The 24569-nt window shown below is 59.3% G+C and carries 21 protein-coding genes; 15 read left to right on the top strand and 6 right to left on the bottom strand.

Features of this window, described 5'->3' with window-relative positions; all coding sequences use genetic code 11:
• Positions 1 to 222: 222 nt before the first annotated feature.
• Positions 223 to 762, bottom strand: coding sequence for a TetR/AcrR family transcriptional regulator (locus PMI27_RS05595; RefSeq protein ID WP_008148697.1), 540 nt, complete (start codon positions 760 to 762; stop codon positions 223 to 225).
• Between the two features lie 89 nt (positions 763 to 851).
• Between PMI27_RS05595 and PMI27_RS05590 the strand changes: the two genes are divergently transcribed.
• The 4 genes from PMI27_RS05590 to PMI27_RS05575 all read left to right on the top strand — a co-directional run bounded on the left by PMI27_RS05590 (position 852) and on the right by PMI27_RS05575 (position 5629).
• Complete coding sequence (locus PMI27_RS05590) at positions 852 to 2045, top strand: MFS transporter (protein WP_008148699.1); 1194 nt, start codon at positions 852 to 854, stop codon at positions 2043 to 2045.
• A 42-nt stretch (positions 2046 to 2087) separates the two neighbouring features.
• Complete coding sequence (locus PMI27_RS05585) at positions 2088 to 2399, top strand: cupin domain-containing protein (protein WP_008148700.1); 312 nt, start codon at positions 2088 to 2090, stop codon at positions 2397 to 2399.
• Between the two features lie 105 nt (positions 2400 to 2504).
• On the top strand, positions 2505 to 3656 hold the full coding sequence (locus PMI27_RS05580) for a TDT family transporter (protein ID WP_008148701.1): 1152 nt from the start codon (positions 2505 to 2507) through the stop codon (positions 3654 to 3656).
• Between the two features lie 98 nt (positions 3657 to 3754).
• A complete protein-coding gene (locus tag PMI27_RS05575) occupies positions 3755 to 5629 on the top strand; it encodes an MFS transporter (RefSeq protein WP_008148702.1) in 1875 nt (624 codons plus the stop codon).
• 46 nt (positions 5630 to 5675) lie between these two features.
• Here PMI27_RS05575 and PMI27_RS05570 read toward each other — a convergent pair whose 3' ends face one another.
• The 5 genes from PMI27_RS05570 to PMI27_RS05550 all read right to left on the bottom strand — a co-directional run bounded on the left by PMI27_RS05570 (position 5676) and on the right by PMI27_RS05550 (position 10666).
• Positions 5676 to 6602, bottom strand: coding sequence for a GGDEF domain-containing protein (locus tag PMI27_RS05570; RefSeq protein ID WP_008148703.1), 927 nt, complete (start codon positions 6600 to 6602; stop codon positions 5676 to 5678).
• Positions 6603 to 6975: 373 nt separating this feature from the next.
• Complete coding sequence (locus tag PMI27_RS05565; RefSeq protein ID WP_008148704.1) at positions 6976 to 7716, bottom strand: YciK family oxidoreductase; 741 nt, start codon at positions 7714 to 7716, stop codon at positions 6976 to 6978.
• 183 nt (positions 7717 to 7899) lie between these two features.
• Positions 7900 to 8571 carry an N-acetylmuramic acid 6-phosphate phosphatase MupP gene (mupP, locus tag PMI27_RS05560; RefSeq protein WP_008148705.1) on the bottom strand — a complete coding sequence of 224 codons (672 nt, stop codon included), beginning with the start codon at positions 8569 to 8571 and terminating at the stop codon, positions 7900 to 7902.
• 4 nt (positions 8572 to 8575) lie between these two features.
• Positions 8576 to 9274, bottom strand: a complete 699-nt coding sequence (gene ubiG / locus PMI27_RS05555; RefSeq protein WP_008148706.1) for a bifunctional 2-polyprenyl-6-hydroxyphenol methylase/3-demethylubiquinol 3-O-methyltransferase UbiG — start codon at positions 9272 to 9274, stop codon at positions 8576 to 8578.
• Between the two features lie 57 nt (positions 9275 to 9331).
• A complete protein-coding gene (locus PMI27_RS05550) occupies positions 9332 to 10666 on the bottom strand; it encodes a TRZ/ATZ family hydrolase (RefSeq protein ID WP_008148708.1) in 1335 nt (444 codons plus the stop codon).
• A 108-nt stretch (positions 10667 to 10774) separates the two neighbouring features.
• On the opposite strand from PMI27_RS05550, the gene mtnA reads away from it, so the two are divergent.
• The 11 genes from mtnA (at position 10775) to PMI27_RS05495 (ending at position 24421) form a co-directional block, all read left to right on the top strand.
• A complete protein-coding gene (mtnA, locus tag PMI27_RS05545; protein WP_008148711.1) occupies positions 10775 to 11851 on the top strand; it encodes an S-methyl-5-thioribose-1-phosphate isomerase in 1077 nt (358 codons plus the stop codon).
• Between the two features lie 424 nt (positions 11852 to 12275).
• Entirely contained in the window at positions 12276 to 14933 is a 2658-nt protein-coding gene (gene gyrA, locus PMI27_RS05540) for a DNA gyrase subunit A (RefSeq protein WP_008148713.1), read from the top strand.
• 236 nt (positions 14934 to 15169) lie between these two features.
• Entirely contained in the window at positions 15170 to 16255 is a 1086-nt protein-coding gene (gene serC / locus PMI27_RS05535) for a 3-phosphoserine/phosphohydroxythreonine transaminase (RefSeq protein WP_008148715.1), read from the top strand.
• Complete coding sequence (gene pheA, locus PMI27_RS05530) at positions 16255 to 17349, top strand: prephenate dehydratase (protein ID WP_007899727.1); 1095 nt, start codon at positions 16255 to 16257, stop codon at positions 17347 to 17349. Before serC ends, pheA begins: the two co-directional genes overlap by 1 nt.
• A gap of 12 nt (positions 17350 to 17361) precedes the next feature.
• A complete protein-coding gene (gene hisC, locus PMI27_RS05525; RefSeq protein ID WP_008148717.1) occupies positions 17362 to 18474 on the top strand; it encodes a histidinol-phosphate transaminase in 1113 nt (370 codons plus the stop codon).
• Between the two features lie 28 nt (positions 18475 to 18502).
• Positions 18503 to 20710: a bifunctional prephenate dehydrogenase/3-phosphoshikimate 1-carboxyvinyltransferase gene (locus PMI27_RS05520; protein ID WP_008148718.1), complete on the top strand. Its 2208-nt coding sequence runs from the start codon at positions 18503 to 18505 to the stop codon at positions 20708 to 20710.
• Positions 20707 to 21396: a (d)CMP kinase gene (gene cmk / locus PMI27_RS05515; protein WP_008148720.1), complete on the top strand. Its 690-nt coding sequence runs from the start codon at positions 20707 to 20709 to the stop codon at positions 21394 to 21396. The genes PMI27_RS05520 and cmk overlap by 4 nt, the downstream gene beginning before the upstream one ends.
• 120 nt (positions 21397 to 21516) lie before the next feature.
• Complete coding sequence (rpsA, locus tag PMI27_RS05510) at positions 21517 to 23208, top strand: 30S ribosomal protein S1 (RefSeq protein ID WP_008148721.1); 1692 nt, start codon at positions 21517 to 21519, stop codon at positions 23206 to 23208.
• 218 nt (positions 23209 to 23426) lie between these two features.
• Positions 23427 to 23705, top strand: coding sequence for a hypothetical protein (locus tag PMI27_RS05505; RefSeq protein WP_008148723.1), 279 nt, complete (start codon positions 23427 to 23429; stop codon positions 23703 to 23705).
• Positions 23706 to 23857: 152 nt separating this feature from the next.
• Positions 23858 to 24154, top strand: coding sequence for an integration host factor subunit beta (gene ihfB / locus PMI27_RS05500; RefSeq protein ID WP_008148724.1), 297 nt, complete (start codon positions 23858 to 23860; stop codon positions 24152 to 24154).
• 27 nt (positions 24155 to 24181) lie between these two features.
• Positions 24182 to 24421, top strand: a complete 240-nt coding sequence (locus PMI27_RS05495) for a LapA family protein (RefSeq protein WP_008148725.1) — start codon at positions 24182 to 24184, stop codon at positions 24419 to 24421.
• The last annotated feature ends 148 nt before the right edge of the window (positions 24422 to 24569 follow it).

Genomic DNA, 24569 nt, shown 5'->3' on the forward strand with positions numbered 1-24569 from the left:
CTCCCGCCCGGACAGACAGTCTCGCACGATGGCAGGGGTTAGTCAGTGTCGACCAAGGTCGCGGCGTGGCGGGGTGTCGCAGGGTGCGTGTCAGTGGGATCTTTAGTGTTTGGGCAGGCCTCATCGCGAGCAGGCTCGCTCCCACATTGGATCTATGTTGGGCACAAATTACGCGTCCACTGAAGATCAACGGTGGGAGCGAGCCTGCTCGCGATGGCGGTATTACTGACTCAGCGCAATCTCGATCAACCGATGCAACTCCTCAACCTCCAGCGGCGCCGCTGAAAACAGGATACGAAACACCGTCGGCGCCGCCACCAGGTTGATCAGCCGATCAACATTCGGCTTAGGCTGATCGGGGTAACGATCCAGAATCGTCTGCAGCTGCCCGCCAATGATCGTCGCGCAAAGGGCCGGCGTGGTGCTGCATTGCACGTCGCGCAAGATGTTGCGGCCAGGCTCGGAACTCATCTCGTCCAGATACTGCTCGGCCCAGGCGCGCACGTCACCGCGCAGGCTGCCGGTATTGGCCGGTTCGCTTTCGGGGCGCATGCGGGCGAGGGCGACGTCCGCCAACAATACCGACAGATCGCCCCAACGCCGGTAGATCGTTGACGGCGTGACGCCGGCGCGCGCGGCGATTTGCGGGACGGTCACGGTGGCGCGGTCCTGCTCTTCGAGGAGATCGCGGACTGCCGAGTGAACCGACTCTTGCACCCGGGCACTGCGGCCGCCCGGGCGTAATCCTTCTTTAATTGCCATGCATCGGACCTTAACACAAAGAATTTGCTTTAAGCGTTGGCCGGTAGCACACTCCGCAAAAGCAAAAAGTTAGCTTTTGCGGAGTGCTCATGTCCAGTTCAACGTCTAATCGTTCAAGCCTGTGGTTCCTGGCGATCACCTTACTCAGTTTTCTTGCCGCTTCCACCGCGCCGACGCCGTTGTATCACTTGTACCAGGAACACCTGCAATTCTCGGCAGCGACCCTGACCCTGATTTTCGGCGTGTACGCCATCAGCTTGCTGGCGGCATTGCTCACGGTCGGTTCGCTCTCGGATTACCTGGGGCGCAAACCAGTGATCTTCACTGCTGTGATGTTGAACATGCTGGCGATGCTGCTGTTTATCAATGCAGACAGTGTCGCCTGGTTGATCAGCGCACGAGTGCTTCAAGGTTTTGCGACGGGGATGGCCACTGCCGTACTGAGTGCGGCGCTGTTGGACACCGATCGCCAGCAAGGGCCGCTGGTCAACAGTGTTGCGCCGCTGCTGGGCATGGCGGTCGGAGCCATGGGCTGCGGCTTGTTGGCCGAGTTCGCGCCGCTGCCATTGCAGTTGACCTATTGGGTGCTGTTCGCGCTGTTTGTGATGCAAGCGCTGTACGTCTGGCGTTTGCCGGAAAGCGTCAGCCCCCAACCGGGAGCCTGGGCCTCGCTGCGCCCGACACTACATGTGCCGATCCAGGCGCGACGTGCGTTGTGGCTGGTGCTGCCGATCAACATCGCGGTGTGGGCGCTCGGTGGTTTTTACGCTTCGCTGGCACCGTCTCTGGTGCGCACGGCCACGGGATCGACCTCGAATCTGATTGGTGGTGCGACGGTGGCCGTGTTGACGGTGACCGGCGCGTTGATGATCTACACCCTGCGCGATCGGCCGGCCGACAAGGTCTTGCGCTTGGGCGGCAGTCTGCTGCCCGTCGGCGTCGCGCTGATTCTGCTGGCGGTGCACAGCGCCAGCCTTACGCTGTTCTTCGCCGGGACACTGGTGGCCGGATGCGGTTTCGGCGCCGGTTTCCTCGGTGCATTGCGCAGCGTCGTGCCGCTGGCCTTACCCCATGAACGGGCAGGGTTGATGTCGGCTTACTACGTGCTCAGTTATCTGGCGTTCTGCTTGCCATCGTTGCTGGCCGGGAATTTGACCCGGACCTTCGGGCTGGTGGCTACCACCGATGGTTACGGCGCGGTGCTGATTACTCTCTCGGTCGGCGCTCTGCTCGCGTTGATGCGTCAGCAGTCCGTGAAAGTCTGTGGCGTCGATGTTCGATGACCGTTAGCCTTGGCACCGCCCTACCTTTCGACGGACCGACGCATGAAAATCATCCGCAGCAAATCCTTCACCGCTGACCGTGCCTGGGGCGCTTTGGATATCGCCAACATGAACGGCATCACCACGCGTTTGCACTGGACCGATCAGCCCTATAAATGGCACATCAATGACGGGCAAGAAGTGTTCGTGGTGCTGGATGGCGTTGTGCAGATGCGCTATCGCGAAGCAGGTCAGGAGAAAGAAGTGGAGTTGGGCGTAGGCGATATCTTCTATGCCGACGTCGGCACCGAACACGTTGCCCATCCGCAGGGGGCGGCAAGAATCCTGGTGATCGAAACTGAAGGCAGTGTCTGACGCTATATCTGCAAAACAGATAACAGTTAGAGATATTACCCGTTATATCGATATTCGATTCGGTTCTACCATGGGCTCCACCTCAACAGAGGACAGGAGTTCACCATGACATGCCCCAACACTGCCCCAGCCGGTTTCAAACCCTTCAGTCATTTGCAGCACCCGCGTGAAGTCATCCGCCAGTTCACGCCGAACTGGTTCGCCGCCACCATGGGCACCGGCGTGCTGGCGTTGGCGCTGGCGCAGCTGCCTGGCGCCAATGCCGGTTTGCACGCAATTGCCGAAGCCCTTTGGCTGTTCAATATCGTGCTGTTCGTCTTGTTCACTGCGCTATATGCGGCGCGTTGGGCGTTGTTTTTCGATGAGGCGCGGCGGATTTTCGGTCACTCCACGGTCTCGATGTTTTTCGGCACGATCCCCATGGGCCTGGCGACCATCATTAATGGTTTCTTGCTGTTCGGCCTGCCGCGTTGGGGCGAGGGCGTGATTCATCTCGCCGAGGTGCTGTGGTGGCTGGATGTGGCGATGTCTGTGGCGTGCGGCGTGCTGATTCCCTACCTGATGTTCACCCGTCAGGAACACAGCATCGACCAGATGACCGCCGTTTGGCTGTTGCCGGTGGTAGCGGCGGAAGTGGCGGCCGCCAGCGGTGGTCTGCTGGCGCCGCACCTGGCCGATGCCCATTCGCAACTGGTGGTACTGGTGACCAGCTACGTGCTCTGGGCCTTTTCCCTGCCGGTGGCGTTCAGCATTCTGACCATTCTGTTGCTGCGCATGGCGCTGCATAAATTGCCCCACGAAAACATGGCCGCCTCCAGTTGGCTGGCGCTGGGGCCGATCGGCACCGGGGCGCTGGGCATGTTGCTGCTGGGCGCCGACGCGCCGGCGATCTTTGCGGCCAACGGTCTGCCGGGCATCGGTGAAATCGCCGCCGGGCTGGGGTTGGTGGCCGGGATCACCCTGTGGGGCTTTGGTCTGTGGTGGATGCTGATCGCGGTGCTGATCACCCTGCGTTACCTGCGCGTCGGTATTCCGTTCAATCTCGGCTGGTGGGGTTTCACCTTCCCGCTGGGCGTCTTTTCTCTGGCGACGTTGAAGCTGGCCAGCACCTTGAGCTTGACGTTTTTCAGTGCTTTCGGCTGCGTGCTGGTAGTGTTGCTAGCGGTGATGTGGCTGATCGTCGCCAAACGGACAGTGCAGGGCGCCTGGCGGGGTGAGTTATTTGTCTCGCCGTGCATTGCAGGATTAAACAAATAACCTGCAAAGTTTAGGTAATGTGTGGCCTGGATCGTCGTTGGATATTCCAATAACTGCATCCACGCCACTCTCTACCCAACATCAGGGACACATGGAAGATGAGTCACCCCTCACAGTTCACCTTGCTTCGCACCCGGCGCTTCCTGCCGTTCTTCGTCACGCAGTCGCTCGGGGCGTTCAACGACAACATCTTCAAGCAGTCGCTGATTCTCGCCATTCTCTACAAGTTGACTATCGACGGTGACCGCTCGATTTGGGTCAACCTGTGTGCGTTGCTGTTCATCCTGCCGTTCTTCCTGTTTTCGGCACTGGCCGGGCAGTTCGGGGAGAAGTTCGCCAAGGACGCGTTGATTCGTCTGATCAAGCTCGGGGAAATCGCCATCATGGCGGTCGGCGCGGTCGGTTTCATGTTCGATCACCTGTCGCTGATGCTGGTGGCGCTGTTTGCCATGGGTACTCACTCGGCGCTGTTCGGGCCGGTGAAATACTCGATCCTGCCGCAGGCCTTGCGTGACGAAGAGCTGGTGGGCGGCAACGGCCTGGTGGAAATGGGCACCTTCCTGGCGATCCTCGCCGGGACCATCGGTGCCGGGATCATGATGTCCTCCAGTCATTACGCGCCGATCGTCTCCACGGCGATCGTCGGTGTTGCGGTGCTCGGCTATCTGGCCAGTCGCAGCATTCCACGGGCGGCGGCCGCCTCCCCGGAAATGCGTCTGAACTGGAATATTTTCAGTCAGTCCTGGGCCACGTTGAAGCTGGGCTTGGGGCAGACGCCAGCGGTGTCACGCTCGATTGTCGGCAACTCGTGGTTCTGGTTTGTCGGGGCGATTTATCTGACGCAGATCCCGGCCTATGCCAAGGAGTGGATGCACGGCGACGAAACCGTGGTGACGCTGATTCTTACGGTGTTTTCGGTGGGTATCGCACTGGGTTCGATGCTCTGCGAGAAACTGTCCGGCCGCAAAGTCGAAATCGGTCTGGTGCCGTTCGGCTCCTTCGGTCTGACCGTGTTTGGATTGCTGCTGTGGTGGCATTCCGGTGGAATTCCGGACAGCGTTGCCGGCCATGGCTGGATCGAAGTCTTGGGTTTTGGCCATGCCTGGCTGGTGTTGATCGACATTCTGGGGCTTGGGGTGTTCGGCGGTTTCTACATCGTGCCGCTCTACGCGTTGATTCAGTCGCGTACCCCGGAGAACGAGCGGGCGCGGGTGATTGCCGCCAACAATATTCTCAACGCGCTGTTCATGGTGGTCTCGGCGATTGTCTCGATCGTCTTGCTGAGCATGGTCAAGCTGTCGATCCCGCAGCTGTTCCTGGTGGTGTCGCTGCTGAACATCGGCGTCAACGCCTACATCTTCAGCATCGTCCCCGAGTTCAGCATGCGCTTCATGATCTGGCTGCTCAGTCATTCCATGTACCGCGTGGAGCATCGCAATCTGCAGCTGATTCCCGATGAAGGCGCGGCGTTGCTGGTGTGCAATCACGTGTCCTTCGTCGACGCCTTGCTGATTGGCGGCGCGGTGCGTCGGCCGATTCGCTTTGTGATGTATTACAAGATCTACAACTTGCCAGTGCTGAACTTCATCTTCCGCACAGCCGGGACTATTCCGATCGCCGGGCGTCAGGAAGACATTCAGATCTACGAAAAAGCCTTCACACGCATTGCGCAGTATCTGAAGGACGGCGAATTGGTGTGCATCTTCCCTGAGGGCAAATTGACCGCCGATGGCGAGATCAACGAGTTCAAGGGCGGGCTGACGCGGATTCTCGAAGAGACGCCGGTGCCGGTAATTCCGTTGGCATTGCAGGGGTTGTGGGGGAGTTTCTTCAGCCGCGATCCGCAAAAGGGCGTGTTTCGCCGGTTGTGGTCACGGGTGACGCTGGTGGCAGGGCCTGCGGTGTCGGTTGAGGCGGCAGAGCCAGCCAGGTTGCAAGGGATGGTGGGGCAATTGCGCGGCGCTGTGCGCTGATTCCTTTCGTTGCGGGCCGCTAACCCAGCGTGCCCGCTCCGGGCATTCAGCCCGCCATTGCCAACCGGTTACGTCCCTCGCGCTTGGCCACATACAACGCACTGTCGGCCCGTCGCAACAGGCTTTCGGCAGATTCGCCTGGCAATAGCGTCGAGCAGCCGAGGCTGACCGTCAGCTCGATCACATGGCCATCGGCCAAATAATCCTCTGCCTGCACTGCAAATCGTAGCCGTTCGCCAACCATGGCTGCCGCCTCACGACTCGTGTTGGACAGCAGGATCAGGAACTCTTCGCCACCAAAGCGGAAGACCATGTCCACGTTGCGCAACTGGTTTTTGATCGAGGCTGCAACGGCCTTGAGCACGTCATCGCCGGCGCTGTGTCCGTGGTTGTCGTTGATGCGTTTGAAGTGATCGATGTCCAGCATCAGCAGCGACAAGGGTTGCAGATGCCGACGCGACATCTCGATTTCCCGTTTCAGGGTCTGATCCATGGCAATGCGGTTGCCGGTGCCCGTGAGCGGATCGCGCAAGGCGCTTTGGGTGGCGGCGCGGTAGAGCAGGGCATTGCGCATCGGATACAGCAATGTGGACAGCGATGACTCGAGGTTGCCTTGTTCCTGCTCACTGAAACGCTGATTGCGGCGGAATACCAGTTCGCCCAGATTCTCGCCTTCGTGGCTGAGGCTGTAGCTGATCGAGTGATGGCCGCGCAGGCCGAACTCCAGGCGCAAGTCGCTGGACGGGTGCTCGTACGTCAAGGCATCAAGCGGTACTAGTCGCTGAATCTCACGGAAAAAGAGCCCGAGAATGCGTTGCGGCTCAAGACTGGTTTGCAGCTGCAGGCTGAGTTGCTGGCGCAGTTGCGAAAGGCTGACGGGCCTCTCGATGAGGGTAGGCTGCTGACCAAAGCCCAGGCGTTGCAATTTGGCGCTATCGAAGTCAATTGCGTTGGTCTGGGAAGGTGATTTCATATGGCGTGCGCCCCTAAGCAGTAAGGCTGTCTTACAGGCTGGGTGAGAGCGGCTTTGGGCTGCGCGTCATACTGGTCCATCAGTCCCGTAGGACATTTGGCCCAAGTTTAGTCCGCTTTGCCGACGATAAGTAATCTGTCGGCTCAGGCGTCCGCCCGTTTGCTTTCACACTGCGTGTCTGAGCAAATTTAGAGCGAAAGTCGTGCCATTCAGTTCAGTCGGATAAAAAACGTTATAAATCAAAGTATTGAGGCTGTTGATGAGGCGTGTCGCTGCGTTCGGTGACGTTTGGTTGACGTGTGATGGGGATGGTTGCGACGCATTTGTATGCCGCGACGGGAAGCCGTCGCAGCACAAAAGCGACGCGCGGGCGTTACTGAGCGTTGAACGCCTGGCCATTGATGCCGGTGCTGTCCGGACCCATCAGGTAGAGGTAGACCGGCATGATCTCCTCGGGCGTCGGGTTGTTCAGCGGGTTTTCACCCGGATAGGCCTGGGCGCGCATGCTGGTGCGGGTGGCGCCCGGGTTGATGCTGTTGGAGCGCACCGGTGCCACGGTGTCGACTTCGTCCGCCAGGGTTTGCATCAAGCCTTCGGTGGCAAACTTGGACACGCCGTAAGCGCCCCAATACGCACGCCCCTTGCGGCCGACGCTGCTGGAGGTGAACACCACCGAGGCGTCCTGGGACAGCTTGAGCAGCGGCAGCAGGGTGCTGGTGAGCATGAACATGGCGTTGACGTTGACTTGCATGACACGCATGAAGTTTTCGCCGGACAGTTGCTCGATCGGCGTACGCGGGCCAATGATCGACGCGTTGTGCAGCAAACCGTCGAGATGGCCGAATTCGGTTTCGATCATCGCGGCCAGCTCATCGAATTGATGGGGCAGGGCGGTTTCCAGGTTGAACGGGATCACGGCCGGTTGTGGGTGGCCGGCGGCTTCGATTTCGTCGTAGACCTGAGTCAGGTTGGCTTCGGTCTTGCCCAGCAACAGCACAGTGGCGCCGTGCGCGGCAAAGGTTTTCGCGGCGGCAGCGCCGATGCCACGGCCAGCGCCGGTGACCAGGATGACCCGGTCCTTGAGCAATTCTGGGCGGGCGGAATAATCAAACATAAGAAACCTCACAACAATTCAATAGACAGGCATCGCACTTGTGGCGAGGAGCTTTTGTGGCGAGGGGGCTTGCCCCCGTTGGAGTGCGAAGCGCTCCTCTTGCATTTGCAGGTTTATACGACTGCTCCGCAGCTGAACGGGGGCAAGCCCCCTCGCCACAAAAGCATCCTGCAGCCAGTCAGGTCAGCAGCTACACAGCGCGCTATCAAGCACCTTGCGCAACTCCAGCGGATGATCGACCACCACATCCGCGCCCCAATGCCGTGGGTTATCGTCCGGATGAATGTAGCCATAGGTCACGGCGGCCGTCCTGGTGCCGGCATCGCGACCGGATTCGATATCGCGCAAGTCATCACCCACGAACAACACACTGGCGGGATCGAGGTCGAGCATCTTGCACGCGAGAATCAACGGCTCCGGATCCGGTTTGCTGTTCTTCACATGGTCCGGGCAGATCAACAGCGCCGAGCGCTCGGCCAGGCCAAGCTGCTGCATGATCGGCTCGGCGAACCGCAGCGGCTTGTTGGTGACCACGCCCCAGATCAGGTTGGCCTTTTCGATGTCGGCCAACAGTTCGCCCATGCCGTCGAAGAGTTTGCTGTGAACCGCGCAACCAGCGAGGTAACGCTCCAGAAACTCCAGGCGCAATTCCTCGAAACCCGGTGATTCCGGGTCCATGGAGAAGGTCACTGCGACCATCGCCTTGGCGCCGCCGGAGATCTCGTCGCGAATGTGTTTGTCGTTCATCGGCGGCAAGCCGCGATCGGCGCGCATCGACTGACAGATCGCAATAAAGTCCGGCGCGGTGTCGAGCAGGGTGCCGTCCATGTCGAAAAGAACTGCTCTGATACGCATCGGCTTACTCCTCGCGCAGGGTCTGGATCATGTAGTTGACGTCCACGTCGGAGGCCAGTTTGTAGTGCTTGGTCAGCGGGTTGTAGGTCAGGCCGATGATGTCCTTGACGGTCAGGCCGGCCATGCGGCTCCAGGCACCCAGCTCGGACGGGCGGATGAATTTTTTGAAGTCGTGGGTGCCGCGCGGCAGCAGCTTCATGATGTATTCCGCGCCGACGATGGCGAACAGGTACGCCTTCGGGTTGCGGTTGATCGTGGAGAAGAACACCTGGCCACCGGGCTTGACCATGCGGAAGCAAGCGCGGATCACCGAGGATGGGTCCGGCACGTGCTCAAGCATTTCCAGGCACGTGACCACGTCGAACTGCTCGGGCATTTCTTCAGCCAGCGCTTCGGCGGTGATCTGCCGGTATTCGACGCTCACGCCGGATTCCAGTTGATGCAGTTGCGCGACCGCCAGCGGCGCTTCGCCCATGTCGATGCCCATGACGGTGGCGCCGCGCTGGGCCATGGCTTCGCTGAGAATGCCGCCGCCGCAACCGATGTCGAGGACTTTCTTGCCGGCCAGGTTGACCCGCTCGTCAATCCAGTTGACCCGCAGCGGGTTGATGTCGTGCAGCGGTTTGAACTCGCTTTCGCGGTCCCACCAGCGATGGGCCAGGGCTTCGAATTTGGCGATTTCGGCGTAGTCGACGTTGCTCATGGTTAAGTCCTCTAAAACTTGAAAAATCCTGTTGCCCCGGTGGTGAGTCCGGGGTGCTTACGATTCGGTATGGCCGCTGATGCGCTGGCCCCACGCCTTGGCGGTGGCGCAGAGTTGTTCTTCGTCCAGGCGAGTCAGGCGGCGGTCGTCGAGCAGTTGCTTGCCGGCGACCCAAAGGTGTTTCACGCAATCACGGCCGGTGGCATATATAAGCTGCGAAACCGGGTCGTAAACCGGTTGCTGCGCCAGGCCGGAGAGGTCGAACGCGACGATGTCTGCCGCTTTGCCGACTTCCAGCGATCCCGTTTCGGATTCAATGCCCAGCGCGCGGGCGCCATTGAGCGTGGCCATGCGCAGGGCGCGATGGGCATCCAGCGCGGTGGCCGAGCCGGCGACGGCTTTGGCCAATAAGGCGGCGGTGCGGGTTTCGCCGAGCAGGTCCAGATCATTGTTGCTGGCCGCGCCGTCGGTGCCGACCGCCACATTGACGCCAGCCTGCCACAAGCGCTCCACCGGGCAGAACCCGCTGGCCAGCTTCAGGTTCGACTCCGGGCAATGAATCACGTTGGTGTTACTTTCTACCAGCAACACCAGGTCTTCGTCGCTGATCTGAGTCATGTGGACGGCCTGGAAGCGCGGTCCCAGCAAACCCAGGCGCCCAAGGCGGGCCAACGGGCGTTCGCCGCGCTGCTCGACGGACTGCTGCACTTCAAAAGACGTTTCATGCACGTGCATGTGGATCGAGGCGTCCAGCTCTTCGGTGATCACCCGGATTTTCTCCAGGTTCTCGTCGCCCACGGTGTAGGGTGCATGGGGGCCGAAGGTGACTTTGATGCGCTCGTGGTGCTTGAGATCGTTGAACAGTTCGACGCCCTGACGAATGGCTTCATCCGCCGTGCTGGCGCCCGGGATCGGGAAATCGAGGATCGGAATGGCGATTTGCGCACGAATGCCGCTGTTATGGACGCGCTCGCTGGCAACCTTCGGGAAGAAATACATGTCAGAGAAACAGGTGATGCCACCTTTGATCTGCTCGGCGATCGCCAGGTCAGTGCCGTCACGTACGAAAGCTTCATCGACCCATTTGGCTTCGGCCGGCCAAATGTGGTTTTCCAGCCATGTCATCAAGGGCAGATCATCGGCCAGACCACGGAACAGCGTCATCGCCGCATGACCGTGGGCATTGATCAAGCCAGGGCAGAGCAATATGTCCGGCAATTCGCGGACTTCGGTTGCGTTAAGCTTCAGCGCGGCCGAGCGTGGGCCGATGAATACGATGCGTCCGTCGCGGATGCCCAGGGCGTGCTCTTTGAGGACAACGCCAGCGGGTTCGACGGGTACCAGCCAGGTCGGCAGCAATAGCAAGTCGAGCGCAGCGGCAGTGTTCGGCATCGAGAATCGGTTCCAGAGCTTTTGTAAAGGATGGCGAAGTATACCCGAGCGTCTTCGCAGGGGGATCGCTATAATCGACGGCTTTTGTTCATGTGTGCGGGGTGAGGGATGCGCGATCGACTGTTGGCTGCGGAGAAAGTAAAGGCCATCGATTGGCGTGATGGCGCCCTTTACCTGCTGGATCAGCGTGTTTTGCCGTTCGAGGAAACCTGGATCGCCTACACCAGCGCTGCTGGTGTGGCCGAGGCCATCCGTTCGATGGTGGTTCGTGGCGCGCCGGCGATTGGCATCAGTACCGCCTATGGCGTTGTGCTGGCGGCCCGCGCGCGGTTTGCCGAGGGCGGTGACTGGCAGGCGGCGCTGGAGGAGGATTTCGCGCTGTTGGCCGATTCCCGTCCGACCGCGGTCAACCTGTTCTGGGCCCTGGGCCGCATGCGCGACCGGCTTGAGCGTCTGAAGGATCACGCCGATCCGCTGGCGGTGCTGGAGGCAGAGGCTATCGCCATTCACGAGAGTGATCGCGAAGCCAACCTGACCATGGCGCAACTGGGTGTGGACCTGATCCGCAAGCACCAGGGCAATGCGCAGGCGATTCTGACCCACTGCAACACCGGCGCGTTGGCCACCGGCGGCTTTGGCACGGCGCTTGGCGTCATTCGTGGCGCGTTCATTGAGGGTATGGTCGAACGCGTCTACGCCAACGAAACCCGCCCATGGCTGCAAGGTTCACGCTTGACCGCGTGGGAATTGGCCAACGAAGGCATTCCCGTGACCGTCAATGCCGACGCCGCCGCTGCCCACATCATGAAAACCAAGGGCATTACCTGGGTGATCGTCGGCGCTGACCGGATCACCGCCAATGGCGACGTGGCCAACAAGATCGGCACCTATCAGCTGGCGGTGAACGCCATGCACCACGGCGTGCGCTTCATGGTGGTGGCGCCGAGTTCGACCATCGACATGAACCTGGCCAGCGGTGATGACATTCCGATTGAAGAGCGCGATGGTCGCGAGTTGCTGGAAGTCGGCGGCAAGCGGGTCGGGGCGGATGTCGATGCGTTCAACCCGGTGTTCGACGTGACCCCGGCTGACTTGATCGATGCGATCGTCACCGAAAAAGGCATCGTCGAGCGCCCGGATACCGCGAAAATGGCGCAGTTGATGTGCCGCAAGCGTCTGCATTGACGCTTTGTGTTGTCGGATAAATTGCTGTCGCGAGCAAGCTTTGCTCCTACAGGTTGCACATTCCTGTAGGAGCAAGGCTTGCCCGCGATGAACGATGACACGGTCTACCACCCCTGATGCCCCGCATTTTGCTTGCGAATCTTGGGTTGTGACGGCTCTAAGCCTCTCTCGTCCCTTTCAAGCCTGTCACCGGTCAACTAACTATGCTCCATGCGCATCAGGGGGATAGGTGCGTGGCGGCTCTTGTGATAACATCCGGCGGTTTCCAAGGTAGCCCGATGTGGCTGCCTTTACTGCGCAGATCCATGGCATAACTCGTTGATTTGTCGTAAGTCGGTGCATGGCACTCAGCCTGCAGCGGCGAGCTTCGTTCGTCCCATATGGATGTGACGAAGTTTCACCAGAAAAAGGAATCAGGCTTCTCATGGGCGAACTGGCCAAAGAAATCCTCCCGGTCAATATCGAAGACGAGCTGAAGCAGTCCTACCTCGACTACGCGATGAGCGTAATTGTCGGGCGGGCACTGCCGGATGCGCGCGATGGCTTGAAGCCCGTGCACCGGCGTGTGCTGTTCGCGATGAGCGAGCTGGGCAACGACTTCAACAAGCCGTACAAGAAATCTGCCCGTGTTGTCGGTGACGTGATCGGTAAGTATCACCCTCACGGTGATACCGCGGTGTACGACACCATCGTTCGGATGGCGCAGCCATTCTCGCTGCGCTACCTGCTGGTAGACGGTCAGGGCAACTTCGGTTCCGTGGACGGCGACAACGCCGCCGCCATGCGATACACCGAAGTGCGCATGACCAAGCTGGCGCACGAGCTGCTGGCTGACCTGCACAAAGAAACCGTGGACTGGGTGCCGAACTACGACGGCACCGAAATGATCCCGGCGGTCATGCCGACCCGTATTCCCAACCTGTTGGTCAACGGCTCCAGCGGTATCGCCGTGGGCATGGCGACCAACATCCCGCCCCACAACCTCGGTGAAGTCATCGACGGTTGCCTGGCACTCATCGACAACCCTGAGTTGACCATCGATGAGCTGATGCAATACATCCCCGGTCCGGACTTCCCGACCGCTGCGATCATCAACGGTCGCGCCGGCATCATCGAAGCCTACCGCACCGGTCGTGGCCGCATTTACATGCGCGCCCGCTCGATGATCGAAGACATCGACAAGGTCGGTGGCCGTCAGCAGATCGTCATCACCGAACTCCCTTACCAGCTGAACAAGGCCCGTCTGATCGAGAAGATCGCCGAGCTGGTAAAAGAGAAGAAGCTTGAAGGCATCACCGAACTGCGCGACGAGTCCGACAAGGACGGTATGCGCGTCGTGATCGAACTGCGTCGCGGCGAAGTGCCTGAGGTGATCCTCAACAACCTCTACGCCCAGACCCAGCTACAAGCGGTGTTCGGTATCAACATCGTCGCGCTGATCGACGGCCGTCCGCGGATCCTGAACCTCAAGGACCTGCTGGAAGCCTTTGTTCGTCACCGCCGCGAAGTCGTTACCCGCCGTACCGTGTTCGAACTGCGTAAAGCCCGCGAACGTGGCCACATTCTGGAAGGTCAAGCGGTTGCCCTGTCGAACATCGACCCGGTCATCGCCCTGATCAAGGCCTCGCCAACCCCGTCGGAAGCCAAGGAAGCGCTGATCAAGACGGCGTGGGAATCTTCCGCCGTGGTCGCGATGGTTGAGCGTGCCGGTGCCGATTCGTGCCGTCCAGAGACCCTGGACCCGCAATACGGTCTGCGCGAAGGCAAGTACTTCCTGTCGCCAGAACAGGCGCAAGCCATTCTGGAACTGCGTCTGCACCGTCTGACCGGCCTGGAACACGAAAAGCTGCTGGCCGAGTATCAAGAGATCCTCAACCAGATCGGCGAGCTGATCCGCATCCTCAGCAGCGCCACGCGCCTGATGGAAGTGATCCGCGAAGAGCTGGAAGTGATCCGCGCCGAATACGGCGACGTGCGCCGCACCGAGATTCTCGATGCCCGTCTCGACCTGACCCTGGGTGACATGATCCCGGAAGAAGAACGTGTCGTGACCATTTCCCACGGTGGCTACGCCAAGACCCAGCCATTGGCTGCGTACCAGGCTCAGCGTCGTGGCGGTAAAGGCAAATCGGCTACTGGCGTCAAGGATGAGGACTACATCGCTCACCTGCTGGTCGCCAACAGCCACACCACGCTGCTGCTGTTCTCCAGCAAAGGCAAAGTGTACTGGCTGAAAACCTACGAAATTCCGGAAGCGTCCCGCGCTGCCCGTGGTCGTCCGCTGGTCAACCTGCTGCCGCTGGACAGTGATGAATACATCACCACCATGCTGCCGGTCGACGAATACACCGAAGGTCACTTCATCTTCATGGCCACTGCCAAAGGCACCGTGAAGAAGACCCCGCTGGAATCCTTCAGCCGTCAACGCAGCGTCGGCCTGATCGCGCTGGAGCTGGATGAAGGTGACGTACTGATTTCTGCCGCCATTACCGATGGCGAGCGCGAAGTCATGCTGTTCTCCGATGGTGGCAAGGTCACTCGCTTCAAGGAAACCGACGTTCGCGCCATGGGCCGTACCGCTCGCGGTGTCCGCGGCATGCGTCTGCCGGAAGGCCAGAAGCTGATTTCCATGCTGATCCCGGAAGAAGGCAGCCAGATCCTGACCGCTTCGGCCCGTGGTTTCGGCAAGCGCACGGCGATCACCGAGTTCCCTGAGTACAAACGTGGCGGTCAGGGCGTTATCGCCATGGTCAGCAACGACCGTAACGGCCGTCTGGTCGGTGCAGTCCAGGTGCTCGACGGTGAGGAAATCATGCTGATTTCCGACCAGGGCACCCTGGTGCGTACTCGTGTCGACGAAGTCTCCAGTCTGGGTCGTAACACCCAGGGTGTGACCCTCATCAAACTGGCCAGCGATGAAACGCTGGTAGGTCTGGAGCGGGTTCAGGAGCCGTCGGAAGTCGAAGGCGAAGAGCTGGAAGAAGGTGAAGAGGGTGCAGTGTTCGACGGTGAAGTCGTGATTGACGACGTTGTCGAAGATCAGCAACTCGACGCCGCAGCCGACGAAGAACCGCAGGAATAAGCGGACAGACAGGGGGCGGATGAGAATTCGCCCCCTTGTTGTTTGTCCCGTGGAATTGTTTTTAATGTAGGGCTGTAGGAGCTGTCGAGCGAAGCGAGGCTGCGATCTCTTGATCTTGCTCTTGCTTTAGCTATGTGGGGTCCATACGAAAAGATCGCAGCCTCGCTTCGCTCGACAGCTCCTACAGGTCAAATAGTTTTGTTGCGTGATACCACCAAATCAGAGCGAGATTGGATGTGAGCAAGAGAGCCTATAACTTCTGTGCCGGTCCTGCGGCACTTCCCGAAGCTGTCCTGCAGCGCGCCCAGGGTGAACTCCTTGATTGGCACGGCAAGGGCCTGTCGGTCATGGAAATGAGCCATCGCAGTGATGAGTTCGTGTCCATTGCCACCAAGGCCGAGCAGGATCTGCGTGATCTGCTGAATATCCCCTCGAACTATAAAGTGCTGTTTCTGCAAGGTGGCGCCAGCCAGCAATTTGCTCAGATTCCTCTGAACCTGTTGCCGGAAAGCGGCACCGCCGACTATATCGACACCGGTATCTGGTCGCAGAAAGCCATCGAAGAAGCTTCGCGCTACGGAAACGTCAACATTGCCGCTACCGCCAAGCCTTACGACTATTTCGCTATTCCCGGTCAGAACGAATGGAACCTGTCGAAAGATGCGGCCTACGTTCACTACGCACCAAACGAAACCATCGGCGGCCTGGAATTCAACTGGGTTCCGGAAACCGGTGACGTTCCGCTGGTCGCCGACATGTCTTCCGACATTCTCTCGCGTCCGATCGATGTTTCGCGCTTCGGCATGATCTACGCCGGCGCCCAGAAGAACATCGGCCCGAGCGGCATCGTCGTCAACATCGTTCGCGAGGACCTGCTGGGTCACGCCCGTTCCCTGTGCCCGACCATGCTCAACTACAAGGTCGCGGCCGACAACGGCTCGATGTACAACACCCCGCCAACCCTGGCCTGGTACCTCTCGGGTCTGGTATTCGAGTGGCTGAAAGAGCAGGGTGGTGTTGAAGCCATCGGCAAGCTCAACGAAGTGAAACAGCGCACGCTGTACGACTTCATCGACGCCAGCGGCTTGTACAGCAACCCGATCAACAAGTCGGATCGCTCGTGGATGAACGTGCCGTTCCGCCTGGCGGACGACCGTCTCGACAAGCCATTTCTGGCCGGTGCCGAAGAGCGTGGCCTGTTGAACCTCAAGGGTCACCGTTCCGTGGGTGGCATGCGTGCCTCCATCTATAACGCCGTCGACATCGTTGCGGTCAACGCACTGATTTCGTACATGGCAGAGTTCGAGAAGGAACACGGCTAATGTCTGAGCAAGAACTCAAGGCACTGCGCCTGCGCATTGATGCCCTGGACGAGAAAGTCCTGGAGCTGATCAGTGAGCGCGCACGCTGCGCCCAGGAAGTTGCGCGAGTAAAGATGGCCTCGCTGGCCGAAGGCGAAGTGCCGGTGTTCTATCGTCCTGAGCGTGAAGCTCAGGTGCTCAAACGCGTGATGGAGCGTAACCAGGGGCCGCTGGGCAACGAAGAGATGGCGCGGCTGTTCCGCGAAATCATGTCCTCGTGCCTGGCACTCGAGCAGCCGCTGAAAGTGGCTTACCTCGGCCCTGAAGGCACCTTCACCCAAGCTGCCGCCATGAAGCACTTCGGTCACGCCGTGATCAGCAAGCCGATGGCGGCGATTGACGAAGTGTTCCGTGAAGTGGCGGCCGGTGCGGTGAATTTTGGCGTGGTCCCGGTGGAAAACTCCACCGAGGGCGCGGTCAACCACACCCTCGACAGCTTCCTCGAACACGACATGGTGATCTGTGGCGAAGTCGAGCTGCGGATTCACCACCACCTGTTGGTCGGTGAAAACACCAAGACCGACAGCATCAGCCGCATCTATTCCCACGCCCAGTCCCTGGCCCAGTGCCGCAAGTGGCTGGACGCGCATTACCCGAATGTCGAGCGCGTGGCGGTGTCCAGCAACGCCGAAGCGGCCAAGCGGGTCAAGGGTGAGTGGAACTCGGCGGCGATTGCCGGCGACATGGCTGCAGGCTTGTACGGGTTGACCCGTCTGGCCGAGAAGATCGAGGATCGCCCGGACAACTCCACGCGATTCCTGATGATCGGCAGCCAGGAAGTGCCGCCGACCGGCGACGACAAGACTTCGATCATCGTCTCCATGAGCAACAAGCCTGGCGCACTTCACGAGTTGCTGGTGCCGTTCCACGACAACGGCATCGACCTGACGCGAATCGAGACGCGTCCTTCGCGCAGCGGTAAATGGACCTACGTGTTCTTCATCGACTTTGTCGGCCACCACCGCGACCCATTGGTCAAAGGTGTGCTGGAAAAGATCAGTCAGGAAGCAGTGGCACTCAAAGTGCTGGGTTCCTACCCGAAAGCAGTTCTCTAAGGGCGGTAGCAAATGAGTGGTGACTTCCTCGCTCTGGCACAGCCGGGCGTGCAACAACTTTCGCCTTACGTTCCGGGCAAGCCCGTGGACGAATTGGCGCGCGAGCTGGACATCGATCCGGCCAGCATCGTCAAACTGGCCAGCAACGAAAACCCGTTGGGTGCCAGTCCCAAGGCTTTGGCAGCGATTCACGAAGCATTGGCCGAGCTGACCCGCTATCCGGACGGCAACGGTTTTGCGCTCAAGACCCTGCTGGCCGATCAGTGCCGCGTCGAGCTCAATCAGGTGACGCTGGGCAACGGTTCCAATGACATTCTGGAACTGGTCGCCCGTGCCTATCTGGCGCCGGGTCTGAACGCCGTGTTCAGCGAGCACGCGTTTGCGGTCTATCCGATCGTCACCCAGGCCGTTGGCGCTGATGCGCGGGTGATTCCTGCGAAAGACTGGGGCCACGATCTGCCGGCCATGCTGGCCGCGATCGATGCTGATACCCGCGTAGTCTTTATCGCCAACCCGAACAACCCGACCGGAACCTGGTTCGGCGCCGAAGCGCTGGATGAATTCCTGCAGGACGTTCCGGAACACGTGCTGGTGGTGCTGGACGAGGCCTACATCGAATACGCCGAAGGCAGCGATTTGCCGGATGGCCTGGACTTCCTGGCGGCTTATCCGAACCTGCTGGTTTCGCGCACATTCTCCAAGGCTTATGGCTTGGCGGCATTGCGGGTCGGCTATGGCTTGTCCACCGCTGTGGTCGCCGATGTGCTGAACCGCGTGCGTCAGCCGTTCAACGTCAACAGCCTGGCCCTGGCCGCTGCATGCGCTGCGCTGCAAGACGCCGAGTACCTGGCCGAAAGCCGTCGCCTGAACGAGTCCGGCATGCAGCAGCTGGAGGCGGGTTTCCGTGAGCTGGGGTTGAGCTGGATTCCGTCCAAGGGCAACTTCATCTGCGTCGATCTGGGCCGTGTTGCGGCTCCGGTCTTCCAGGGCTTGCTGCGCGAAGGCGTAATCGTGCGCCCGGTGGCCAATTACGGCATGCCGAATCACTTGCGCATCACCATCGGTCTGCCGGCGGAAAACAGCCGCTTCCTCGAAGCGCTGACCAAGGTTCTGGCTCGTGGTTGATGTCACTGCACTGCAATCTGCTGAACCTATGATCGGTCGCCTGGTGGTGGTCGGTCTGGGGCTGATCGGCGGTTCGTTTGCCAAGGGCTTGCGTGAAAGCGGCCTGTGCCGCGAAGTGGTCGGGGTCGATCTCGACCCGCAGTCGCGCAAGCTGGCGGTCGAGTTGGGTGTGGTGGATCGCTGTGAAGAAGACCTTGCCGCTGCGTGTCAGGGCGCCGACGTGATTCAGCTGGCCGTACCGATCCTCGCCATGGAAAAAATGCTCGGCCGATTGGCCGGCATGGACCTGGGGCAGGCGATTCTGACCGACGTCGGCAGCGCCAAAGGCAATGTGGTGCGGGCGGCAACCGAGGCGTTTGGCGGCATGCCGTCGCGTTTCGTGCCGGGTCACCCGATTGCAGGTTCCGAGCAGAGCGGGGTGGAAGCCTCTAACTCAGAGCTGTTCCGTCGCCATAAAGTGATTTTGACGCCGCTGGATCAAACCGATCCGGCAGCGCTGGCAGTGGTCGACCGGTTGTGGCGCGAATTGGGTGCCGATGTCGAGCACATGCAGGTCGAGCGTCATGACGAAGTGTTGGCGGCGACCAGCCATTTGCCGCACTTGTTGGCGTTCGGTTTGGTCGATTCGTTGGCCAAGCGCAATGAAAACCTTGAGATCTTCCGTTACGCTGCGGGCGGTTTCCGCGATTTCACAAGAATCGCGGGTAGCGACCCGGTCATGTGGCACGACATCTTCCTCGCCAACCGCGAAGCTGTCCTGCGCACACTCGATACATTTCGCAGCGACCTCGACGCCTTGCGCGACGCGGTCGATGCAGGGGATGGGCACCAATTGTTGGGCGTGTTCACTCGCGCCCGGGTTGCCCGCGAACATTTCAGTAAAATCCTGGCCCGCCGGGCTTATGTGGACGCTATGAATTCCAACGACCTGATTTTCCTGGCACAACCTGGTGGCCGCCTGACTGGGCGGATTCGAGTACCGGGCGACAAATCGATTTCCCACCGTTCGATCATGCTCGGCTCCCTGGCTGAAGGCGTTACCGAAGTGGAAGGTTTCCTCGAGGGCGAAGACGCCCTGGCAACCTTGCAGGCCTTCCGCGACATGGGCGTCGTGATCGAAGGTCCGCACCACGGTCGCGTGACCATTCACGGTGTCGGCCTGCATGGCTTGAAGCCTGCGCCGGGCCCGATCTATCTGGGCAACTCCGGCACTTCGATGCGTCTGCTGTCTGGCCTGTTGGCTGCGCAGAGCTTCGACAGCACGCTGACGGGCGATGCTTCGCTGTCCAAGCGTCCGATGAATCGCGTGGCCAATCCGCTGCGTGAGATGGGCGCTGTGATCGAGACCGCTGCTGAAGGTCGTCCGCCGATGATCATTCGCGGCGGCAACAAGCTCAAAGGCCTGACCTACACCATGCCGATGGCCAGTGCGCAGGTTAAATCCTGCCTGCTGCTGGCGGGTTTGTACGCCGAAGGCAAAACCACCGTCACCGAGCCGGCGCCAACCCGTGACCACACCGAGCGCATGCTGCGTGGCTTCGGCTACCCGGTCACCGTCAACGGTGCGACCGCTTCGGTCGAGTCCGGCCACAAGCTGACCGCGACCCACATTGAAGTGCCGGGCGACATCTCGTCCTCCGCGTTCTTCCTGGTGGCCGCGTCGATCGCCGAAGGTTCGGAGCTGGTGCTTGAACACGTCGGCATCAACCCGACCCGTACCGGTGTGATCGATATTCTGCGTCTGATGGGTGCTGATATCACTCTGGAAAACCAGCGTGAAGTCGGCGGCGAGCCGGTTGCGGATTTGCGCGTACGGGCAGCTAAACTCAAAGGTATCGAGATTCCCGAAGCGCTGGTTCCGCTGGCCATCGACGAGTTTCCGGTGCTGTTCGTGGCCGCGGCCTGTGCCGAAGGGCGCACCATCCTGCGTGGCGCCGAAGAGCTGCGGGTTAAAGAGTCGGACCGAATTCAGGTCATGGCGGATGGCTTGCTGGCGCTTGGCGTCAAATGCGAGCCGACCCCGGATGGCATCATCATCGACGGCGGCCAGATCGGCGGCGGCGAAGTGCACGGACACGGCGATCACCGGATTGCCATGGCCTTCAGCGTGGCTTCGCTGCGCGCCACTGCACCGATCCGCATCCATGATTGCGCCAACGTCGCGACGTCGTTCCCGAACTTCCTCGCGCTGTGCGCGCAGGTCGGTATCCGTGTTGCACAAGAGGCCCAGTCGTGATTATCAAGCCACCGGTCATCACCATCGACGGGCCTAGCGGTTCGGGCAAAGGCACTATCGCCGGGATTCTGGCCAAGCGTCTGGGCTGGTGTCTGCTGGATTCCGGTGCGCTGTACCGTCTGCTGGCATTCGCCGCGCGTAATCATGGCGTCGATCTGACCAATGAAGAGTCGCTGAAGCTGCTGGCCGCTCATCTGGACGTGCAGTTCGTCGGTGCGACCGAAGGTCATCCGCAGCGGATCATCCTCGAAGGTGACGATGTCACTGATGATTTGCGCAACGAACAAGTCGGCGCCTGGGCTTCCCAGGTCGCTGCACTGCCGGCGGTGCGTGATGCGCTGCTCCAGCGCCAGCGGGCGTTTCAGGAGGCTCCGGGTCTGGTGGCTGATGGTCGCGACATGGGCACGGTGGTTTTTCCGGATGCTCCGCTGAAGATATTCCTCACTGCCAGTGCCGAGGAGCGTGCGCGCCGTCGATACTTGCAGTTGAAGGGCAAAGTCGATGGTGTTAGTCTGTCGAGTCTGCTAGATGAGATACGTGTCCGCGATGAGCGTGACACCCAGCGAGCGGTAGCCCCGCTCAAACCGGCGGCTGACGCCATACAGCTGGATTCCACGGAATTATCCATCGATCAGGTGCTGGAACGCATCATGAGCGAGATCGCCATTCGCGATATCGCCGGGTGACCAAGAAGCGACTCAGGGGACCAGTCATAGTCCTGCGTCGCTTCTTCAAATGAACATAACCCACGTCGTCTGGGATGTGGAGATGGGCGTATCCTTCGCCCTTATTCAACAGGAATTAAAATGAGCGAAAGCTTTGCGGAACTCTTTGAAGAAAGCCTAAAAACCCTGAACCTTCAGGCAGGCTCCATCATCACCGGTGTTATCGTTGATATCGATTACCAAGCTCGCTGGGTAACCGTTCACGCTGGCCTGAAGTCTGAAGCACTCATCCCGCTTGAGCAGTTCTACAACGATGCTGGCGAACTGACTATCAACGTCGGTGACGAAGTTCACGTTGCTCTGGACTCGGTTGAAGACGGCTTTGGTGAAACCAAGCTGTCCCGTGAAAAAGCCAAGCGCGCTGAATGCTGGATTGTTCTGGAAGCAGCCTTCGCAGCCGAAGAAGTGGTCAAGGGCGTTATCAACGGTAAGGTTAAAGGCGGCTTCACTGTCGACGTTAACGGCATCCGTGCGTTCCTGCCAGGTTCTCTGGTTGACGTCCGTCCAGTGCGCGACACCACGCACCTGGAAGGCAAAGAGCTGGAATTCAAGGTCATCAAGCTTGACCAGAAACGCAACAACGTTGTCGTTTCCCGTCGTAGCGTCCTCGAAGCCGAGAACTCCGCTGAGCGTGAAGCTCTGCTGGAATCCCTGCAGGAAGGTCAACAAGTCAAAGGTATCGTCAAAAACCTCACCGATTACGGCGCATTCGTCGATCTGGGTGGCGTCGATGGCCTGCTGCACATTACCGACATGGCTTGGAAGCGTATCAAGCATCCTTCCGAAATCGTCAACGTTGGCGACGAGATCGATGTCAAGGTTCTGAAGTACGATCGCGAACGCAATCGTGTTTCCCTGGGCCTCAAGCAACTGGGCGAAGATCCATGGGTTGCTATCAAAGCCCGTTACCCAGAAAGCACTCGCGTCACCGCTCGTGTAACCAACCTGACCGACTACGGCTGCTTCGCTGAGCTGGAAGAAGGCGTTGAAGGCCTGGTACACGTTTCCGAAATGGACTGGACCAACAAGAACATCCACCCTTCGAAAGTCGTACAAGTCGGCGACGAAGTGGAAGTTATGGTTCTGGACATCGACGAAGAGCGTCGTCGTATCTCCCTCGGCATCAAGCAGTGCAAATCTAACCCATGGGAAGATTTCTCTGGCCAGTTCAACAAGGGCGATAAAATCTCCGGCACCATCAAGTCGATCACCGATTTCGGTATCTTCATTGGTCTGGACGGCGGCATCGACGGTCTGGTTCACCTGTCCGACATCTCCTGGAACGAAGTGGGCGAAGAAGCCGTTCGCCGCTTCAAGAAGGGCGACGAGCTGGACACCGTTATCCTGTCGGTTGACCCAGAGCGCGAGCGCATCTCCCTGGGTATCAAGCAACTGGAAAGCGATCCGTTCTCCGAGTACGTTCAAGAGAACGACAAAGGCGCAATCGTTAAAGGCATCGTGAAAGAAGTTGACGCTAAAGGCGCCATCATCACTCTGGCCGACGATATCGAAGCGACTCTGAAAGCCTCTGAAATCAGCCGTGACCGCGTTGAAGACGCGCGCAACGTTCTGAAAGAAGGCCAGGAAGTAGAAGCCAAGATCATCAGCGTTGACCGCAAGAGCCGTGTAATCCAGCTCTCCATCAAGTCGAAAGACGATGCTGAAGAGAAAGAAGCAATCCAGAGCTTGAAAGACAAGCCTTCGGATAGCATCGCTGCTGGTCCTACCACTCTGGGCGACCTGTTGCGTGCACAAATGGAAAAACAGAACTGAGTTCTGTCAGACCATAGAAAAAGGGCGACTTCGGTCGCCCTTTTTTTTGCCTGTGATTTGGCGATTCCAATGGTCTCGCAACGCTGCGATTGCTTGCCGTGAAACCAATCCTCTCAACAAGTTGTCTCTTTCTTAAGTCGGATCAATCGTTTATTTACGGCTAGTCTTTAGCTTGAAGCGAGCGACCGTCGGGCGGTGTATCCGGCCTAAGGAAGTGAATGAACAAGCTCATTGTCGTCATAGCAGTATTGACACTGGCAGGCTGTACCACTAATGCCAAGACTCATGCGGTGCGTGGGGTCAGTGGCATCGAGATCGATTGTTCGGGGTTGGGGTCGGGGTGGGAGAAGTGTCACAAGCGAGCGAGCAAGGAGTGCAAGGCGGCGGGCTACAAAGTTGTAGCCAGGTCCGATGATGCCAAGGACGAGGATGAGTACCCCTTTGGCTTTAATCCCGCGGGCTATCTGACGCGCACCATGCTGGTTATCTGCAGGTGAGTCCGGAAGGGCATGATCAGCGTTCCAGTGAACTTAAATGGGGCATCTCTTTGTGGGTAAAGATATGTCAAAACTCGGGCTGTTCAAATTCATCGGGGCGTGCTAAAACCTTTGAAGCGCTGATCTAGCTGCTTGAAAAAGAAGGGAAAAATATGACGAAGTCGGAGTTGATCGAACGAATTGTCACCCATCAAGGGCTGCTCTCATCCAAGGATGTGGAGCTGGCCATCAAGACCATGCTTGAACAAATGTCCCAATGTCTGGCCACCGGTGATCGCATCGAGATTCGTGGGTTTGGCAGCTTCTCCTTGCACTACCGCGCGCCGCGCGTAGGTCGCAATCCAAAAACCGGTCAGTCCGTCAGCCTCGACGGCAAGTTCGTGCCGCATTTCAAGCCAGGCAAAGAATTGCGCGATCGTGTGAATGAGGACGAGGAGGAGATGCTTTGACGGCCACCGCAATTCAAGGAACCGCTTATGCGTAACCTCAAGCGCGTACTGCTCGTCGTATTCGTTCTGTTGCTGGTTTTGGCGATCCTTGCGTTCGTTCTCGAGAATCAGCAATCGGTTTCCCTGCTATTCCTGGGGTGGGCGGGGCCGCAACTGCCGGTATCGCTGGTCATGGTTGCTGCTCTGCTGGTTGGGATGGTGATCGGGCCGATTCTGGGTTGGTTTCTGGGGCGCACTTCCAGAGTTTCACGCAAGCGCCTTGTCTGATTGCGACATGGCGCGGAAGGTGCACTAAACTTTAGCCACACTTTGTCTATATCCATTAGTAAAACCGTCATTAAGCTGTAAAATGCTGCGCTTGTCCGATAGTGGCATATTCCCACATCGGTTCAGACTGACTTTGTCAGAGGCCTCA

Source organism: Pseudomonas sp. GM41(2012) (assembly GCF_000282315.2).
Classification (GTDB): domain Bacteria; phylum Pseudomonadota; class Gammaproteobacteria; order Pseudomonadales; family Pseudomonadaceae; genus Aquipseudomonas.

What these genes read in the sequence shown, in the direction of transcription:
- PMI27_RS05595 (WP_008148697.1), bottom strand. Translation starts at nt 762, where the DNA reads ATGGCAATTAAAGAAGGATTACGCCCGGGCGGCCGCAGTGCCCGGGTG.
- PMI27_RS05590 (WP_008148699.1), top strand. Translation starts at nt 852, where the DNA reads ATGTCCAGTTCAACGTCTAATCGTTCAAGCCTGTGGTTCCTGGCGATC.
- PMI27_RS05585 (WP_008148700.1), top strand. Translation starts at nt 2,088, where the DNA reads ATGAAAATCATCCGCAGCAAATCCTTCACCGCTGACCGTGCCTGGGGC.
- PMI27_RS05580 (WP_008148701.1), top strand. Translation starts at nt 2,505, where the DNA reads ATGACATGCCCCAACACTGCCCCAGCCGGTTTCAAACCCTTCAGTCAT.
- PMI27_RS05575 (WP_008148702.1), top strand. Translation starts at nt 3,755, where the DNA reads ATGAGTCACCCCTCACAGTTCACCTTGCTTCGCACCCGGCGCTTCCTG.
- PMI27_RS05570 (WP_008148703.1), bottom strand. Translation starts at nt 6,602, where the DNA reads ATGAAATCACCTTCCCAGACCAACGCAATTGACTTCGATAGCGCCAAA.
- PMI27_RS05565 (WP_008148704.1), bottom strand. Translation starts at nt 7,716, where the DNA reads ATGTTTGATTATTCCGCCCGCCCAGAATTGCTCAAGGACCGGGTCATC.
- mupP (WP_008148705.1), bottom strand. Translation starts at nt 8,571, where the DNA reads ATGCGTATCAGAGCAGTTCTTTTCGACATGGACGGCACCCTGCTCGAC.
- ubiG (WP_008148706.1), bottom strand. Translation starts at nt 9,274, where the DNA reads ATGAGCAACGTCGACTACGCCGAAATCGCCAAATTCGAAGCCCTGGCC.
- PMI27_RS05550 (WP_008148708.1), bottom strand. Translation starts at nt 10,666, where the DNA reads ATGCCGAACACTGCCGCTGCGCTCGACTTGCTATTGCTGCCGACCTGG.
- mtnA (WP_008148711.1), top strand. Translation starts at nt 10,775, where the DNA reads ATGCGCGATCGACTGTTGGCTGCGGAGAAAGTAAAGGCCATCGATTGG.
- gyrA (WP_008148713.1), top strand. Translation starts at nt 12,276, where the DNA reads ATGGGCGAACTGGCCAAAGAAATCCTCCCGGTCAATATCGAAGACGAG.
- pheA (WP_007899727.1), top strand. Translation starts at nt 16,255, where the DNA reads ATGTCTGAGCAAGAACTCAAGGCACTGCGCCTGCGCATTGATGCCCTG.
- hisC (WP_008148717.1), top strand. Translation starts at nt 17,362, where the DNA reads ATGAGTGGTGACTTCCTCGCTCTGGCACAGCCGGGCGTGCAACAACTT.
- PMI27_RS05520 (WP_008148718.1), top strand. Translation starts at nt 18,503, where the DNA reads ATGATCGGTCGCCTGGTGGTGGTCGGTCTGGGGCTGATCGGCGGTTCG.
- rpsA (WP_008148721.1), top strand. Translation starts at nt 21,517, where the DNA reads ATGAGCGAAAGCTTTGCGGAACTCTTTGAAGAAAGCCTAAAAACCCTG.
- PMI27_RS05505 (WP_008148723.1), top strand. Translation starts at nt 23,427, where the DNA reads ATGAACAAGCTCATTGTCGTCATAGCAGTATTGACACTGGCAGGCTGT.
- ihfB (WP_008148724.1), top strand. Translation starts at nt 23,858, where the DNA reads ATGACGAAGTCGGAGTTGATCGAACGAATTGTCACCCATCAAGGGCTG.
- PMI27_RS05495 (WP_008148725.1), top strand. Translation starts at nt 24,182, where the DNA reads ATGCGTAACCTCAAGCGCGTACTGCTCGTCGTATTCGTTCTGTTGCTG.